15 protein-coding genes are annotated in these 16,264 nt (G+C 68.1%); 11 read left to right on the top strand and 4 right to left on the bottom strand.

Features of this window, described 5'->3' with window-relative positions:
* Window positions 1-76: 76 nt before the first annotated feature.
* The 9 genes from typA (at window position 77) to OG205_RS27760 (ending at window position 11,616) form a co-directional block, all read left to right on the top strand.
* Window positions 77-1,972 (top strand): translational GTPase TypA, encoded by a 1,896-nt coding sequence (gene typA, locus OG205_RS27800; RefSeq protein WP_330270971.1) that lies wholly within the window; start codon window positions 77-79, stop codon window positions 1,970-1,972.
* A 260-nt stretch (window positions 1,973-2,232) separates the two neighbouring features.
* A complete protein-coding gene (locus tag OG205_RS27795) occupies window positions 2,233-3,897 on the top strand; it encodes an ABC transporter family substrate-binding protein (protein WP_330270970.1) in 1,665 nt (554 codons plus the stop codon).
* A 302-nt stretch (window positions 3,898-4,199) separates the two neighbouring features.
* On the top strand, window positions 4,200-5,978 hold the full coding sequence (locus OG205_RS27790) for an ABC transporter family substrate-binding protein (protein ID WP_330270969.1): 1,779 nt from the start codon (window positions 4,200-4,202) through the stop codon (window positions 5,976-5,978).
* Window positions 5,979-6,080: 102 nt separating this feature from the next.
* A complete protein-coding gene (locus OG205_RS27785) occupies window positions 6,081-7,079 on the top strand; it encodes an ABC transporter permease (RefSeq protein ID WP_330270968.1) in 999 nt (332 codons plus the stop codon).
* Window positions 7,072-8,004, top strand: a complete 933-nt coding sequence (locus tag OG205_RS27780) for an ABC transporter permease (protein WP_406601883.1) — start codon at window positions 7,072-7,074, stop codon at window positions 8,002-8,004. Before OG205_RS27785 ends, OG205_RS27780 begins: the two co-directional genes overlap by 8 nt.
* A complete protein-coding gene (locus tag OG205_RS27775) occupies window positions 8,004-9,176 on the top strand; it encodes an ABC transporter ATP-binding protein (protein ID WP_330270967.1) in 1,173 nt (390 codons plus the stop codon). Before OG205_RS27780 ends, OG205_RS27775 begins: the two co-directional genes overlap by 1 nt.
* A complete protein-coding gene (locus tag OG205_RS27770) occupies window positions 9,173-10,165 on the top strand; it encodes an ABC transporter ATP-binding protein (RefSeq protein WP_330270966.1) in 993 nt (330 codons plus the stop codon). Before OG205_RS27775 ends, OG205_RS27770 begins: the two co-directional genes overlap by 4 nt.
* Window positions 10,166-10,355: 190 nt before the next feature.
* A complete protein-coding gene (gene mshB, locus OG205_RS27765) occupies window positions 10,356-11,192 on the top strand; it encodes an N-acetyl-1-D-myo-inositol-2-amino-2-deoxy-alpha-D-glucopyranoside deacetylase (RefSeq protein ID WP_330270965.1) in 837 nt (278 codons plus the stop codon).
* Window positions 11,182-11,616 carry a hypothetical protein gene (locus tag OG205_RS27760; RefSeq protein ID WP_330270964.1) on the top strand — a complete coding sequence of 145 codons (435 nt, stop codon included), beginning with the start codon at window positions 11,182-11,184 and terminating at the stop codon, window positions 11,614-11,616. Before mshB ends, OG205_RS27760 begins: the two co-directional genes overlap by 11 nt.
* Here the strand turns inward: OG205_RS27760 and OG205_RS27755 are convergent.
* Window positions 11,592-12,305, bottom strand: coding sequence for a GNAT family N-acetyltransferase (locus tag OG205_RS27755; RefSeq protein ID WP_442916837.1), 714 nt, complete (start codon window positions 12,303-12,305; stop codon window positions 11,592-11,594). The two genes, OG205_RS27760 and OG205_RS27755, sit on opposite strands and share 25 nt — an antisense overlap.
* Window positions 12,306-12,466: 161 nt before the next feature.
* Here OG205_RS27755 and fdxA point away from each other — a divergent pair, with 161 nt between their 5' ends.
* Together fdxA and dapC are read left to right on the top strand one after the other, a co-directional pair.
* Window positions 12,467-12,793, top strand: coding sequence for a ferredoxin (gene fdxA, locus OG205_RS27750; RefSeq protein ID WP_030480843.1), 327 nt, complete (start codon window positions 12,467-12,469; stop codon window positions 12,791-12,793).
* Between the two features lie 2 nt (window positions 12,794-12,795).
* Window positions 12,796-13,887 carry a succinyldiaminopimelate transaminase gene (gene dapC, locus OG205_RS27745; RefSeq protein WP_330278240.1) on the top strand — a complete coding sequence of 364 codons (1,092 nt, stop codon included), beginning with the start codon at window positions 12,796-12,798 and terminating at the stop codon, window positions 13,885-13,887.
* On the opposite strand, the gene OG205_RS27740 is transcribed toward dapC, so the two are convergent.
* From OG205_RS27740 to OG205_RS27730, 3 genes are all read right to left on the bottom strand, one after another.
* Entirely contained in the window at window positions 13,877-14,782 is a 906-nt protein-coding gene (locus tag OG205_RS27740) for a hypothetical protein (RefSeq protein ID WP_319980231.1), read from the bottom strand. The two genes, dapC and OG205_RS27740, sit on opposite strands and share 11 nt — an antisense overlap.
* An 86-nt stretch (window positions 14,783-14,868) precedes the next feature.
* Complete coding sequence (gene dapD / locus OG205_RS27735) at window positions 14,869-15,825, bottom strand: 2,3,4,5-tetrahydropyridine-2,6-dicarboxylate N-succinyltransferase (protein ID WP_330270962.1); 957 nt, start codon at window positions 15,823-15,825, stop codon at window positions 14,869-14,871.
* A gap of 24 nt (window positions 15,826-15,849) precedes the next feature.
* On the bottom strand, window positions 15,850-16,263 hold the full coding sequence (locus OG205_RS27730; protein ID WP_330270961.1) for a hypothetical protein: 414 nt from the start codon (window positions 16,261-16,263) through the stop codon (window positions 15,850-15,852).
* Between the last annotated feature and the right edge of the window lies 1 nt (window position 16,264).

Raw genomic sequence — 16,264 nt, 5'->3', positions numbered from 1 at the left:
GTATCGGAAACGGCTGTGCGCATCGACGTGTCTGGCGCGAGCCCCTCCAACGCCTTCGAAGCTCTAGGAGTTCCGCGTGCCCACGGCCACCGCGTCTGCCCTTCAGACGCGAACTGACCTGCGAAACGTCGCGATCGTCGCGCACGTCGATCACGGTAAGACCACCCTGGTTGACGCCATGCTGCGCCAGTCCGGCGCCTTCTCCGCGCGTGCCGAACTCGTCGACCGGGTCATGGACTCCGGCGAGCTCGAGCGCGAAAAAGGCATCACGATCCTCGCCAAGAACACGGCTGTGCGCAGGCACACGCCGGACGGCGACGTGATCATCAACGTGGTCGACACCCCCGGCCACGCCGACTTCGGCGGTGAGGTCGAGCGCGCGCTGTCGATGGTCGACGGCGTCGTCCTGCTGGTCGACGCGTCCGAGGGCCCGCTGCCCCAGACGCGCTTCGTGCTGCGCAAGACGCTCGCGGCCGGCCTGCCGGTGATCCTGCTGGTCAACAAGGTCGACCGCCCCGACGCCCGGATCTCCGAGGTCGTCGAGGAAGCCCACGACCTGCTGCTCGACCTCGCGACCGAGGTGGGCGCCGACGAGTCCGTGCTGGACCTGCCGGTCGTCTTCGCCTCCGCGCGTTCCGGTCGTGCGTCGCTGAACCAGCCCGAGGACGGCGGCCAGCCGGACGAGGAGAACCTGGACGTCCTGTTCCAGGTGCTGCTCGACCACATCCCCGCCCCTCACGTCGACGTGAACGGGCCGCTGCAGGCGCTGGTCACGAACCTCGACGCCTCGACGTTCCTCGGCCGCATCGCGCTGTGCCGCATCCACCGGGGCACGATGCGCAAGGGCGAGACCGTCGCCTGGTGCCGCGAGGACGGCGAGCCGGTCAAGGTCCGCATCACCGAGCTTCTCATCGCCGAGGCGCTGGACCGCGTCCCGGCCGAGTTCGCCCGTGCGGGTGACCTGGTCGCCATCGCCGGCATCTCGGAGATCACCATCGGTGACACGCTGGCCGACGCCGAGACCCCCGAGGCGCTGCCCCGGATCACGGTCGACCAGCCGGCCATCTCGATGACCGTCGGTGTGAACACCTCGCCGCTGGCCGGTCGCAACGGCGGCACGAAGCTCACCGCCCGCGTGCTCAAGGCGCGTCTCGACGCCGAACTCGTCGGCAACGTGTCCGTGAAGGTGCTCCCGACCGAGCGCCCGGACACCTGGGAGGTGCAGGGCCGCGGCGAGCTGGCGCTGGCCATCCTGGTCGAGCAGATGCGCCGCGAGGGCTTCGAGCTCACCGTGGGCAAGCCGCAGGTCGTCACGCACATGGTCGACGGCAAGATCCACGAGCCGTTCGAGCGCCTGTCCGTCGACTGCCCCGAGGAGCACCTCGGCGCCGTCACGCAGCTGCTGGCCAACCGCAAGGGCCGCATGGAGAACATGTCGGGCCACGGCACGGGCCGCATCAAGCTCGACTACGTCGTTCCGTCGCGTGGCCTCATCGGCTTCCGCACGGAGTTCCTCACCGAGACCCGCGGCACCGGCATCGCGAACGCCGTCTCCGAGGGCTACGCCCCGTGGGCGGGCGAGATCCGCACCCGCCACAACGGCTCCCTGGTCGCCGACCGCACCGGCTCCATCACCGCCTACGCGATGATCCAGCTGGCCGACCGCGGCACGTTCTTCGTGGAGCCGGGTGCTGACGCCTACGAGGGCATGGTCGTGGGCGAGAACCCGCGCGCCGAGGACCTCGACGTCAACATCACCCGTGAGAAGAAGCTCACGAACATGCGCTCCTCCACGGCCGACGTGATGGAGACCCTGGCCCGCCCCCGCAAGCTCTCGCTGGAGGAGGCGCTGGAGTTCTGCGCGTCCGACGAGTGCGTGGAGGTGGCCCCGGAGGTCATCCGCGTCCGCAAGGTCACGCTGGACGCGAACCTGCGCGGCCGCGAGCGCTCGCGTCTCAAGGCGCGCGGCTGAGCACGACGCTGACGTAACGCCCGACAGGGGCGGTTGGGCCGCGATGGCCTGGCCGCCCTTCGTCGTGTGTGGGGGCGTGTGGGCCTCGGGTTTAGCCACCACAACCGCACGGTGTCCGGGTCGAACCACTCGACCAGGTGAGCCGTAGTACCCACCGGGCGAGCAACCCCGCGACCACGCGCCACGTCCCTTCAGTGGCACGGGTGACAAATTCCGGGTTGCCCGAACGCCACCACCAACCTTCTGGCAATGTGAGGACCATGAGGCGACTCGGGGGAGTGCTTGCTGCTGCCGTTCTGTGCGGCACAGCCGCGGCGTGCACGAACGCACCGCCGCCGCCCCTGGTCGCGAAGTCCGAGGCGCCTGTCATCACCACCACCGGGCCCAAGGTCACCGAGATCGTGGTGGGCGTGGACGACGTGGCCGGCGGTTACAACCCGCACGCCCTCGCGGCGCAGAGCCCCATCACGACGGCGCTGAGTTCGTTGCTGCTGCCCAGTCCGTTCCGGCCCGGCAACGACGGCGCTCCGCAGCTCGACCGGAACCTCATGGTGAGCGCGAAGGTCACCAAGGCAGAGCCGTTCACGGTCACCTACACGATTCGCAAGGACGCCAGCTGGTCGGACAGCGCTCCCATCGCCGCCGAGGACTTCTACTACCTCTGGCAGCGTATGCGGACGGAACCCGGTGTTGTGGATCCGGCGGGTTACCGGCTCATCAACAACATCAGCGCGCGTGAGGGCGGCAAGGTCGTCGAGGTCGCGTTCGGCAAGCCGTTCCCTGGGTGGCGAAGCCTCTTCTCGAACCTGTTGCCCGCGCACCTGCTCAAGGACGCGCCCGGTACGTGGTCGAACGTGCTGTCCACCGGCTTTCCCGCCACCGCCGGACCTTTCCAGATGCGCAGCCTCGACGAGCCGCGCGGTGAGGTCGTGCTCGAACGCAGCGACCGGTACTGGGAGACGCCGACGACGCTCGACCGGGTCGTCATCCGCAGGGCCACGCACAGCGCGATGGCAGAGTCACTGTCCAAAGGCGACAACCAGGCCGCGCTTCTCCGGGCTGACGCGGCGGACGTGAACCTGTTCCAGTCGATCAAGGACGTCACCACGAAACCCGTGCCGCGCAACGAGGTCGTGCAGGTGCTGCTGCGGCCCGCGAGCGAGCAGCTCAAGGACGTCAAGACGCGCAAGGCGATCGTGGCCTCGCTCGATCGTGAGGCGCTCATCGCGTCCGGGACGCAGAGCGGGCCGAGCACGCCGTTCCGGGCCGACTCGTACGTGGTGCCGCCCAGCCGCGCGGGGTACGTGAAGACGATCACCGCGAACACGCTCGACGCGTCGGCGAGCGACCAGCTGCTGACCGAGGCCGGGTATGTGAAGGCCGGCACCGAGTGGCAGAAGTCCGGCAAGGCGCTCAAGCTCCGGATCGCGGCGCCGGAGAAGGTCGAGCCGTACGCCGGCATCGCGAACCGGATCAAGGCTCAGCTCAAGGACCGGGGCATCGACTCCGAGGTCGTCACGCCCGCCGCCGAGGACCTCTTCAGCAAGCAGCTGACCGAGAAGGACATCGACATCGCCGTCGTCCCGAGGGTGGACGCGGGCGACACGGCGGCGGCGCTCGCGAGCGAGTACGGGTGCGCCGGTGACGCTCCGGACGGGTCGACGCCCAGCCCGCAGAACATCGCCGGTTTCTGCGACCCGGCGATTCAGGCCGACATCGACGCCGCGCTCAACGGCAGGACGTTGGTGTCCGACGTGCTGGCCCGCGTCGAGCCGTTGATCGCGGCCCAGGCCGTTTCGGTACCGCTGTTCCAGATCGTCGATCTGCTCGGAGTTCTGCCGTCGGTGGTTTCAGGCGTCGACACCGGGGCACCCCTCGCGGGCGTGCTCAGCGGTGCACCCGAATGGCGGCGTCTCGACAAGTAGCCGGCGGGTGGGAAATCCCGTTGCGCGAATCCTTTTCGCGTTGCTACTTTCGGCCGTTCTCGTTGACAGAATTCCGCGCGCCCGGTCAACGAACGTTGGCGCCCGGTAATCGGGCCATTGCGGCCTGCAACAACCTGTTTCCATTGGGTCACGATCCCCCTCTCAGGTAGTGACCGCCACCTCCACGGGTTCTTACCGTGCTGCCCACGATGTGCCGGTTCGGGGCGCGTATGGCACATCACGGTTATGGGCGTGCATGCCGACCTGGCAGCGGCCGCCCAGTGCTAGGAGGGCACGTGTCGATGAGGAGATCCAAAGCACTTCCGGCGATCGCGCTGGTTGCCAGCGCGTCTCTCGTGCTGGGTGCCTGTGGTGGCGGTGGCGGAACCAGCGACGCTGACGGTGGCGACGCCACGGTCGCGGAGATGGCGACTGCCCGTGGTGAGTCCGCGGACGGCTACACCGCGCCGGATACGAAGCAGAGCGACCAGGTCGTCGTGTCGACCGACAAGCCGTTCACTTCGTACAACAACGCGACGGAGGACGCCAACCAGTCCTACAACACGTTCGCGTTGACGCTCGTGCAGCCTGGCGTGCACATCATCAACGGCAACAACAAGGTCATCCTGAACAAGGACACCACGGAGTCGATCGAGGTCACCTCGAAGTCTCCGCAGGTCGTGACCTGGAAGTTGAAGAAGGGCGTCACCTGGTCCGACGGCGAGGCCTGGGACTGCGACGACATCTACATGGCGTGGTTCACGCAGTCGAACTCGGCGAAGAAGGCCGACGGCGCCAAGTACTTCAAGCCGGCCGGCACCACCGGGTACGACCTGATGACCGGTGAGTGCAAGGACGACCAGACGTTCGTCGGCACGTTCTCGGCTCCGTACCCGGACTACGAGGACATGTTCAACAACGACGTCCTCCCGGCGCACATTCTCGAGAAGAACGCCGGCGTCGCCGACATCACCAAGGTGAACAAGGACACCGCCGCCGCTGACATCCAGAAGATCGCTGACTTCTGGAACGAGAAGTGGAACGGCTTCACCAAGGACCTCATGCCGGGTGCCGGCCCCTACGTCCTGACCGGCTTCGAGCCGAACCAGTCGGTGACCCTGGAGCGCAACCCCAAGTGGCCGGGCAAGCCCGGTGGCCCCGCGAAGATCGTCCTGAAGGCGATCCCGGACCCCGTCGCGCAGGCACAGGCGCTGGAGAACGGCGAGCTCGCCGTCAACTCCTTCGCGCAGCCGGACGCGAACGCGGCCACGAAGCTCAAGGGCCTCAACGCCCAGGGTGTGACGTTCGGCGCGGGCCCCGGCCTGTCGTTCGAGCACCTCGACATCCAGATGAAGAACCCGGTGCTCGCCAAGGAGGAGATCCGCAAGGCCTTCTTCATGTGCGTCAAGCGCCAGGACATCATCGACAAGCTCATCAGCGAGGTCCAGTCCGACGCCAAGCCGATGGGCAGCCTGGTCTTCTTCCCGACCGACGAGGGCTACAAGGACGTCTACGCGGACAAGGCCAAGGGTGACGCGGCCGAGTCGAAGAAGATCCTGACCGACGCCGGCTGGGCGCAGGGTGCCGACGGCGTGTTCGCGAAGGACGGCGTCCGCGCCTCCTTCCGGATCAGCCACACCGACATCCCGCGTCGCAAGCAGACCGTCGAGCTGATCCAGGGCCAGTGCAAGGACGCCGGCATCGAGGTCAAGGACGACACCGACCCGAACTTCCTCGACGAGCGCGTCTCCGCGGGTGACTACGACGTCGCCCTGTTCGCGTGGTCCAGCTCGCCGTTCAAGGGCGGCAAGAAGTCGATCTACGAGACCGGTGGTGGCCAGAACTGGCAGAACCTGACCGTGCCGAAGGCCGACGAGGCCATGAAGCAGGCGGTCTCGCAGACGTCGATCTCCGACGCGCTGAAGTACTGGTCGGAGGCCGACCAGGCCCTGGCCGGTGCGTACGGTTCGCTCCCGCTGTTCCAGATGCCGAACATGTGGGCCTTCAAGGGTCTCGACCGCGTGTACTTCCAGAGCTACTACGGCGCGCTGTGGAACGCCAACGAGTGGCAGACCAAGTAATTCGCCTTAGCTCATCAGCTGAAGTGCGCAACGCCTGACCGGGCGGGGCCGGACCACGAGTCCGGCCCCGCCCGAGCCGGGTTGCCCCCTAGGAGCCCGCCCGTGATCCGCTACATCATCCGGCGCCTGCTGATCTCCATACCCATCCTGCTGATCGGCAGCTTCGCCTGTTACGTCCTCGTCGCGACCGCCGGAAACCCGTTGGCGGAAATGCGATTCCGGCCCGGTGTCACCGAAGCCGACATCAAGGCCGCGGAAATCGCGCTGGGCCTGGACCAGCCCGTGATCCTCCGCTACTGGAACTGGCTCACCGACTTCCTGTCGGGAGACTGGGGCCAGAGCATCGCCCTCGGTCAGGCCAAGACCGCTGTCTTCCCGGCCGTCACCGACGCGCTGTGGACCACCGGACGCCTCGTCATCGGCGCCGAGCTCCTCGCTCTCACACTGGGCGTCTCGGTCGGCGTGCTCGCCGCCGTGCGCCAGTACTCGATCTTCGACTACCTCGCCACCAGCACCGCGTTCCTCATGTTCTCGATGCCGATCTTCTGCGTCGCGGTCATCGTGAAGAACTACGGCATCCAGTTCAACAACGTCCTGGAGTCGATGGGGCTGGACCGCTGGCTCACCACCGCGGGCCCGCGGCCGGGTGGCTTCAGCGGCAACCTCGGTGAAGTGATCTTCAAGTACACCGGCACGTTCCTGCTTCCGACGCTCGCGCTGATGCTGATCAGCTTCGCCGCGTACAGCCGGTTCGAACGCGCCTCGATGCTGGAGATCCTGCACTCGGACTTCGTGCGCACCGCGCGGGCGAAGGGCATCTCGCAGGGCCGCGTGATCTTCAAGCACGCGTTCCGCAACGCGCTGATCCCCGTCGCCACGCTGTTCTCGCTGAACTTCGGTGCCGTGCTGTCCGGCGCGATCATCACCGAGACCGTGTTCGGCTGGTCCGGCATGGGCACGTTGCTGGTGAACTCCGTGCGGCAGTTCGACCCGCCCATGCTCATGGGTTGGCTCGCGGTCACCGCGACCCTGATCGTGCTGTTCAACCTCTTCGCCGACATCGTGTACGGCGTCCTCGACCCTAGGATTCGCCTTGGCTAACATCAACCTGGCGTCCGAGGGCGGCGTGGTGAACAGCGCTCCCCAGTCGGACTCCCACGAGTTCGACGCCTCCAAGACCCGCACACAGGGCCAACTCGTCCTGCGGCGCTTCCTGCGCCATCGGCTCGCGATGGTGAGCCTCGGCGTGTTCATCTTCCTCGTGCTGTTCGCGTTCCTCGGGCCGTTCATCTGGACGTACGACTACGAGGATGTGACCAGCAAGTCCTACCAGCCGATGAGCGGCACCCACCCGCTCGGCACCACCCAGGTCGGCAAGGACATGCTCGCGCTGCTCATGCGCGGCACCGGCTACTCGCTGCAGATCGCCCTGATCGTGGCAGCGCTGGCGACCGCGATCGGCGTGATCTTCGGTGCCCTGGCGGGATATCTGCGCGGTTTCGTCGACACGGCGCTGATGCGCCTGGTCGACCTGCTGCTGATCATTCCGCAGATCGCGGTCGCCGCGATCGTCGTGAAGGGCTTCTCCGGCAGCTGGTACGTCGTCGCGCTGGTGCTCGCCGCGTTCGCCTGGATGCAGATCGCCCGCATCACGCGCGGTGAGACGCTTTCCCTGGCACAGCGGGAGTTCATCGAGGCGGCGCGGGCCTGTGGCGCCTCCACCTCGCGGATCATCTTCAAGCACCTCGTGCCGAACATGATCGGCAGCATCACCGTCAACGCCACGCTGGCGATCGCGTCCGCGGTGCTCACCGAGGCCGCGCTGTCGTTCCTGGGACTGGGCGTCCAGCCCCCGGACACCTCGCTCGGTGTGATCGTGCTGGAGAACTACGGGCAGTTCATGAACCGGCCGTGGCTGTTCTGGGGTCCGTTCATCGTTCTCGTGTCGCTTTCCCTGGCCGTCAACTTCATCGGTGACGGTCTGCGCGACGCGTTCGACCCGAGGCAGACGAAGGTGCGTGCCTGATGACCACTGTTTCCGAACTGTCGGAGGACTTCCTGCCCTCCAACACCACCGCACCGCTGCTCTCGGTCAAGGACCTGTCGGTCACCTTCCCGACCGACGACGGTGACGTCCGCGCCGTGCGCAACGTCTCGTTCGACCTCAACGCCGGCGACGTGCTCGGCATCGTCGGCGAGTCGGGCTCCGGCAAGTCCGTGTCCTCCATGGCGATCATGGGCCTGCTGCCCAAGAACGCTGTCATCGACGGCTCGATCCGCTACCGGGGCGAGGAGCTGAACGGCCGCAGCTACAAGCAGATGCAGCCGTTCCGCAGCAAGCACATCTCGATGATCTTCCAGGACCCGATGACGTCGCTGAACCCCGTCTACACCGTGGGGTGGCAGCTCGCCGAGACCTATCGCGCGCACCACAACGTCTCCAAGAAGGCGGCGTGGGCCAAGGCGGTCGAGTCACTGGAACTGGTCGGCATCCCGCAGCCGGACAAGCGTGCGAGCCAGTACCCGCACGAGTTCTCCGGCGGCATGCGGCAGCGCGTGGTGATCGCGATGGCGATCATCAACGACCCCAGCGTGATCATCGCCGACGAGCCGACCACCGCGCTCGACGTGACGGTGCAGGCGCAGATCCTCGACACCATGCTGCGCATCCAGACCGAGACCGACGCGGCGATCGTCATGATCACGCACGACCTCGGCGTGGTCGCGGGCATGGTCAACCGCGTGCAGGTGATGTACGGCGGCACCGTGGTCGAGTCCGGCCCGGTCGACGACGTCTTCGAGCGGCCGCGGATGCCCTACACGGTGGGACTTCTGGGTTCGGTCCCGAACCCGGCCTCCCTGGGCAAGCGGCTCACCCCGATCAAGGGCGCGCCGCCGTCGCTGGTGAACCTGCCGACCGGGTGCTCGTTCTCGCCGCGCTGCCCGCTCGTCTCCGAGGTCTGCCACGAGTGGGAGCCGCTGCTGGAGGAGGCCGGTGCCGCGAACCACACGACGCGGTGCCACCGCTGGGAGCACCTGGCCACGTTCGAGCAGCCGCAGAAGCTGTTCCTGCACGACGAGATCGGCACGGTGGAGAACCCGGCCGTGTTCGCCGCGGCCAACCCCGACGAGTCGCTCGAGGTGACCGCCGTGCACGGTTCTCTGATCACCGAACTGAAGGATGAGGAGGCGAAGTGACCGCGCCACTGCTGGAGGTCACCGACCTCGTCAAGGAATTCCCCGTGCGGGGCAAGGGCATCATCCCGCGCAACACCGGTTCGGTGCAGGCCGTGTCCGGGGTGTCGTTCACGCTGCACCCCGGTGAGACGCTCGGCCTCGTCGGCGAGTCCGGCTGTGGCAAGTCCACGACCGGGCGCGCGATCCTGCAGCTGCACAAGCCGACCTCGGGCTCGGTGAAGTTCGAGGGCCGCGAGCTCACCACCATGAGCGCCAAGCAGCTGCGGCCGCTGCGCAAGGACATCCAGATCGTCTTCCAGGACCCGTACGCGTCGTTGAACCCCAAGTGGCAGGTCAACGACATCATCGCGGAACCGCTGGTGATCCACGGTGTCGAAGGTGGCGTGCAGCGGCGGGTCAACGAGCTGATGGAGCTCGTCGGGCTCAACCCCGAACACCGCAGCCGTTACGCGCACGAGTTCTCCGGCGGTCAGCGGCAGCGCATCGGCATCGCCCGCGCGCTGGCGCTCAACCCGAAGTTCCTGGTGCTGGACGAGCCGGTGTCCGCTTTGGACGTCTCGGTGCAGGCCGGTGTCGTGAACCTGCTGGAGGAACTGCAGGAACGGCTCGGGCTCGCGTACCTGTTCGTCGCGCACGACCTCTCGGTGGTGCGGCACATCTCCGACCGGGTCGCGGTCATGTACCTCGGCAAGATCATCGAGATGGGCGAGCGGGAAGCCATCTACGGCAAGCCGATGCACCCGTACACGCAGGCGTTGCTGTCCGCGGTGCCGATGCCGGACCCGAAGAAGGAACGCCAGCGGCAGCGGATCGTTCTGACGGGTGACGTGCCGTCGCCGGTCAACCCGCCGTCGGGGTGTCGCTTCCGCACGCGGTGCTGGAAGGCCCAGGACATCTGCGCCACCGAAGAACCGAAGCTGGAAAGGCGCGGCGGACCGGAAGGAACGCTGTCCGCCTGCCACTTCGCCGAGGAACGTTCGGTCGTCTAGCGCCTCGCTGACCAGGTGTTTTCGGCCTGGCGCGGGGATCGCGAGATCGCGTCGGTCATCCGGTCAACCGCTCCTGTCGAATTCGGCGAAGCCCAATTCGACAGGAGCGATTCGGCCGGATGACCGACTTCCCGGCGATCTCGCCGCCCCTGCGGAGCAGGGGCCTTAAACACCGCTTTACTCTGATTCGGTGACGCTGACTGCCCCACCACGGTTGCTCTTCGTGCACGCCCACCCGGACGACGAGAGTCTCTGGACCGGCGGCACCATCGCGCGCTACGCCTCGGCCGGCGCGCACGTCACGGTCATCACCTGCACGCTGGGGGAAGAGGGCGAGATCATCCCGCCCGCGCTGGCGCATCTCGCCGCCGACGCCGCCGACCAGCTGGGCGGGTACCGCGTGGGCGAGCTGAGATCTGCCTGCGCCGCGCTCGGCGTGACGGACCACAGGTTCCTCGGCGGCATCGGCCGCTGGCGCGACTCCGGCATGGTCGACGTGCCGTCCAACGCGAAGGCGCGCGCGTTCGTCCAGGGAGCGCTCGAGGACCAGACCGCCCAACTGGTCGAGATCCTGCGCGAGGTCAAGCCACAGGTCGTCGTGAGCTACGACGCGTTCGGCGGCTACGGCCACCCCGATCACATCCGCGCGCACGAGATCACGGTCGCCGCGTGCGCCCAGGTCTCCGAGGTCGAGCGGGTCTTCTACGCGGTGACGTCCCGCGACGCCACGAACGCCGGTGTGGCCGCGCTGGAGAACGTCCCCGAGGCGTTCCGGCTGCCCGAGCCGGGCGAGCTCCCGGCGACGCCGGATGAAGAGATCACAACGGTTGTCGACGTGTCGGAGCACCTGACGGCCAAGCGCCGCGCTTTGCGTGCACACTCGACGCAGGTCAGTGTGTGGGACGGCGGATACGCGTTGTCGAACGACATCGCGCAGCCGCTGGTCGGTGCCGAGTACTACGTGCTCGCGAAGGGCTCACCGGAGGGTGCGGCCACGGATTTGTTCGGAGGCCTGGGTGATCGTTAGCTGGCGAGTCGTTCTGCTGCTGCTCCTGTGCGTCGAGGCAGCAGCACTCGCCGTGCTGGAAACGATGTTCCTGCCCCTGCGCTTCGACGGCACGCTGCTGCCGAGGCTGGGGGACTGGCCGTTCCCGATCACCATCGTGGTGGCCGCCGTCACGATGCCGTTGCTGGTGTCGTGGGCGGCCTCGCTGTCCGAACGGGTCTTCACCGCCGCGCTGCCGCTGATCGTGTGGTTCCTGACGCTGATGGTGTTCGGCTACTTCGAGCCCGGCTACGCCGCGGGCAGCCCCGTCCTGCTGCTGCAGGACTGGCGCGGGCTGTTCTTGCTCGCGGGCGGCGCGTTGACGGGTGCGGTGGCCGTGGGGGCCGTGATGGCGCGCAACGCGGCCAACCGGCCCGGCCTCTACGACACCGCCGGGATCCAGTAGCGGTAGCGGTGGTGCTCGGTGCAGCCGAGTTCCTCGTACAGCCTGATCGCCGGCTCGTTGTGCTCGGCGACCTGCAGCACGCACGTCGTGGCGCCCTGAGCGAGTCCCCAGCCGGCCACCTCGCCCATGAGCCGCCGTGCGAGGCCCTGACGGCGATGTGACGGCCGCACGGCGAGGCGGGCGACGTGCAGGACGTCTTCGACCACGGCGCCCCGCACAGCCGCGATCACGACCCCGTCCTCGGCGATCGAGGCGAAGCAGACGTTGCCGCCGCTGCCGAGGACGTGCCGCTGGGCGGCGGAGACCTCGGATCCGGCCGTGAGCTCCCACCATCCGGGAAGATCGCGGCTCTCGGCCACGCCGTCGGCGAACTTCTCCAGCGGACCGGTCATCACCAGCGACTCCGCCCCGCCGGGGTGATCCAGATCGACGATCCAGCCCGCGGCGGCGAACTCGGGTTCCGGTGGTGAGCCCTTGATCACGTGAGCGGTGGGTTTGATGCCGTGCTCGCGGGCGAACACTTGAGCGGCCCTCAACGCGTCCGGGATCGGCATGCCGGGATCACCGCAGGTCAACGTGCTGTTGGCGCGGCCGGTGAAGCCGTCGGCGGCGCGCATCAACCAGTCTCCAAGCGGAACTTCTGCCAGGACGGGCCATGCTTGCGCGCAGAGTGATTCCAGGTGATCCACGGTGTGCACACGTCCATCCTGACTATGTTGGCGAGGGAGTTTCCGGTCAGGAGTTGTGACGTGTCACACCGCACAGCTAAGGCAAGCCTGACCGGGTGATACTCGAACGTGCCGCGTACTCTCCGGCTTGCGCGGTGTGACCGATGAAGTTGGAGAGCGCAGTGACTTATGTGATCGCCCAGCCGTGCGTGGACCTGCTCGACAAGGCCTGCATCGAAGAGTGCCCTGTCGACTGCATCTACGAAGGCGACCGGATGCTCTACATCCACCCCGACGAGTGTGTGGACTGTGGCGCGTGCGAACCCGTGTGCCCGGTGGAAGCCATCTACTACGAGGACGACGTCCCCGATGAGTGGAAGGACTACACCAAGGCGAACGTCGACTTCTTCAACGAGCTCGGCTCGCCCGGTGGCGCGTCGAAGGTCGGCAAGGTCAGCGCCGACCCGGAGTTCGTGAAGGTCCTCGCGCCGCAGGCCGAGGGGCATTGATCATCAACCGCAGGGGTCCGGCGCTGCCGGACTTCCCGTGGGACCTGTTGGCAGGCCACGCCGCCAAGGCGCGCAAGCACCCCGGTGGCGTGGTCGACCTGTCGGTCGGCACCCCTGTCGACCCGGTTCCCGCGGTGATCCAGTCCGCGTTGTCGTCGGTCGCCGACATCCCCGGCTACCCGACCACCCACGGCACTCCTGAGCTGCGCGCGGCCTTCGTCGCCGCGGTGGAGCGCCGGTACGGGATCGTCGGTGTCGCGGAGGCGGCGGTGCTGCCCACGATCGGCTCCAAGGAGCTCGTGGCGTGGCTGCCCACCCTGCTCGGTGTCGGGCCGGGCGACGTCGTCGCGGTGCCCGCCGTCGCGTACCCCACCTACGAGGTGGGCGCGCTGATGGCGGGGGCCGAGGTCGTGCGCCTGGCCGACGGTGAACCGCCACCCGCCGGCACGAAGCTGGTGTGGCTGAACTCGCCGTCGAACCCGACCGGCCGAGTGCTGTCGGCCGAGCAGCTGCGTGCCGCCGTCGCCGCCGCACGCGCGGTCGGCGCGATCGTGGCGTCGGACGAGTGCTACCTCGCGCTGCCGTGGGACTCCTCACCGGTGTCCGTGCTGCATCCGTCCGTTGTGGACTCCTTCGACGGCGTGCTCGCCGTGCACTCGCTGTCGAAGTCGTCCTCGCTCGCGGGCTACCGGGCCGGGTTCGTCACCGGCGACCCGGAGCTGATCGCGGGCCTGCTCGAACTGCGCAAGCACGCCGGCATGATCGTGCCGCGGCCGGTGCAGGAGGCCATGCGCGCCGCTCTCGAAGACGACGCGCACGTGGCCGAGCAGCGGTCCCGGTACCTGGCCCGGCGTGAGGTGCTCAAGCCCGCGCTGGAGGCGGCCGGGTTCACCGTGTCGCACTCCGAGGCGGGACTCTACCTGTGGTCGTCGCGCGGTGAGGGCGCCTGGGAGACGATCTCGTGGCTGGCCGATCGCGGCATCCTCGCGGCACCCGGCACGTTCTACGGACCGGCAGGCGAGAAGCACGTGCGGATCGCGCTCACGGCCACCGACGAGCGGATCGGCGCTGCCGTGGAACGCCTCAAGGCTTGAGGGCCGACCAGACCCTGCGGGTGAACTGGTTGGGCGGCACCGCGTCCGTCGTCAGACGCACGCTGGTGCTGATCTCCTCGCCGCTCAGGCCGAGGCCGAGCACGAGGTGCCAGTGCAGGTCCCAGAGGTCGGAGAACGCGTCCAGTTCCACGTCGGCGTCCGCGCTGACGTGGAGCACCGCCGGTTCCGCGACCCGCACGACGCGTTCGACCGCCCGCACGTCCCGCGTGTTGGTGCGGAAGCTGAACGCCAGGTCGACCGTCTCGCTGTCGAGCCCGTACGTCGCGTACGAGTGGCATCGGTGGTGCGGCAACGACAACGGCTGGTTCGTCTCCAGGTAGAGGTCGCCCTCGAACCGCAGCGTCGGCGAGTGCTGGCTCAGCGTCGCGCGGGCGCTGACGAACTCCCAGCCGGGCATGTCCAGCTTGGGCACCAGCAGTTCCAGCACCTCGCTGCGGCGCGCGGACCGCGTCCGTTCACCGGAGCGCCACGGGATTTCCCTGCTGTACGGCTCTTTCTTCGTGACGAACACGTACGGCGCGTTGTCGGTCTGCAGGCTGAGGACGACGACCGTGCGGCCACGAGCCCAGTCGAACGCGACGGTGGTCAGACCCGGTGCCACGCCGTCGAAGTGGCTCTCGACCCGAGGCCACCAGCTCGACAGCTCCTCGGCCAGCGCGCCTTTGACGTAGCGGCCCTTCTCGTCGACGCCGACGATCCACATGGCCTCCGACCCGCGCGCGGCGTTGCACAGCGCGGCGATCTGACGGGCGGCCTTGCCGTGGTCGATCGGCCACTGCGTCTTGAACTCCACGAAGGAGTCCTCGGACTGGGCCCCCTCCAGGGCACGTTCGATCGCGGCGCGAGCGTTCAACTCAAGTCGCTGTTTCAGCACGTGCACCTCCTGGAGTCGGCCCCTGAAAGCGATTGGGACCCAGTCTGCCTTCGCAGACCGGGCCCCAGACACCGAGTTTCGCTGTCTCAGTCGTTGGCGTGCAACGCGGCGTTCAGTTCGACGCCGGTGCCCTTCCGGGGCTTCACCTTCACCGTGCCGGTCACCGAGTCCCGGATGAACAGCAGGTTCGATTGTCCGCTCAAAGCGACCGCCTTGACGACCTCGCCGTCCGGCAACGTCACCTTCGTGCCCGCGGTGATGTAGAGGCCCGCCTCGATCACGCAGTCGTCGCCGAGCGAGATGCCCAGACCGGCGTTCGCGCCGAGCAGACAGCGCTCGCCGATGCTGATGACCTGCTTGCCGCCGCCGGACAGCGTGCCCATGATCGACGCGCCGCCGCCGACGTCCGAGCCGTCGCCGACCACGACGCCGCCGGAGATGCGGCCCTCGACCATCGAGCTGCCGAGCGTGCCGGCGTTGAAGTTCACGAAGCCCTCGTGCATGACCGTGGTGCCGGACGCGAGGTGGGCGCCGAGCCGGACCCGGTCCGCGTCGCCGATGCGGACACCGGACGGGAGGACGTAGTCGACCATGCGCGGGAACTTGTCGACGCTGAAGACCGTCACCGGGCCGCGCAGGCGCAGGCGGGTGCGGGTCTGCTCGAAGCCGTCGACCGCGCACGGGCCGTGGTTCGTCCACACGACGTTCGTCAGCAGGCCGAACATGCCGTCGAGGTTCGCGCCGTGCGGCTTGATCAGGCGGTGGCTGAGCAGGTGCAGGCGCAGCCAGATGTCGTAGGTGTTCTCCGGGGCGGCCTCCAGGTCGATGACGACCTTGACGCCGACGACCTCGACACCGCGTTCCAGGTCCTCGCCGAGCAGCTTCGCGGCGGCTTCGCCGAGCGCTTCCGCGATCTCGGCGGACGACACGCGGACGGTGCCGAGGTCCGCCGTGTCGCCGAGGACGGGGGACGGGTACCAGGTGTCGAGGACGGTGCCGTCCGGGGTCACAGTGGCCAAGCCGATGCCGTATGCGGTGCTCACGGCTACCGAGCTTAGTCCGATGGTTCAGTCGGGCACTTCCGCCGAGAAGTACAGCGAGCCCAGGTCGCCCCTGGTCGCGATCAGGGCCTCGTTGCACTTCGACTGACGCGCGTCGGTGCTGGACACGTTGTCGACGCGCACCTCACCGCACCGGTGCGCCTCGAAGTCGCCGATCGCGGTCATCAGGCGGGGCAGCACCTCGCTGACGTCCTGCTGGACGTGCTTGCCCCGCAGGGACGTGTCCAGCCGCCGGGTCATGGTGCTGACCTCGCCGACCCATCCGGCGCAGTCGGCCGGGGTGAAGCTGTGCTGCGAGCCGCACGGCGCGGTGAACAACGTCCGGATCTCTCCGCACTGCCGGTCGCACGCGGCAGGGGCCTCGCCGCAGCCGGTCGCCAGGAGCAGCAGGGAGATGACCAGGAGTGTGCGCTTGATCACG

This window comes from Lentzea sp. NBC_00516, from assembly GCF_036346835.1.
Classification (GTDB): Bacteria; Actinomycetota; Actinomycetes; order Mycobacteriales; family Pseudonocardiaceae; genus Lentzea; species Lentzea sokolovensis.
Note: the sequence above shows the minus strand (reverse complement) of the source record. Positions and strands in the feature narration are given on the sequence as shown.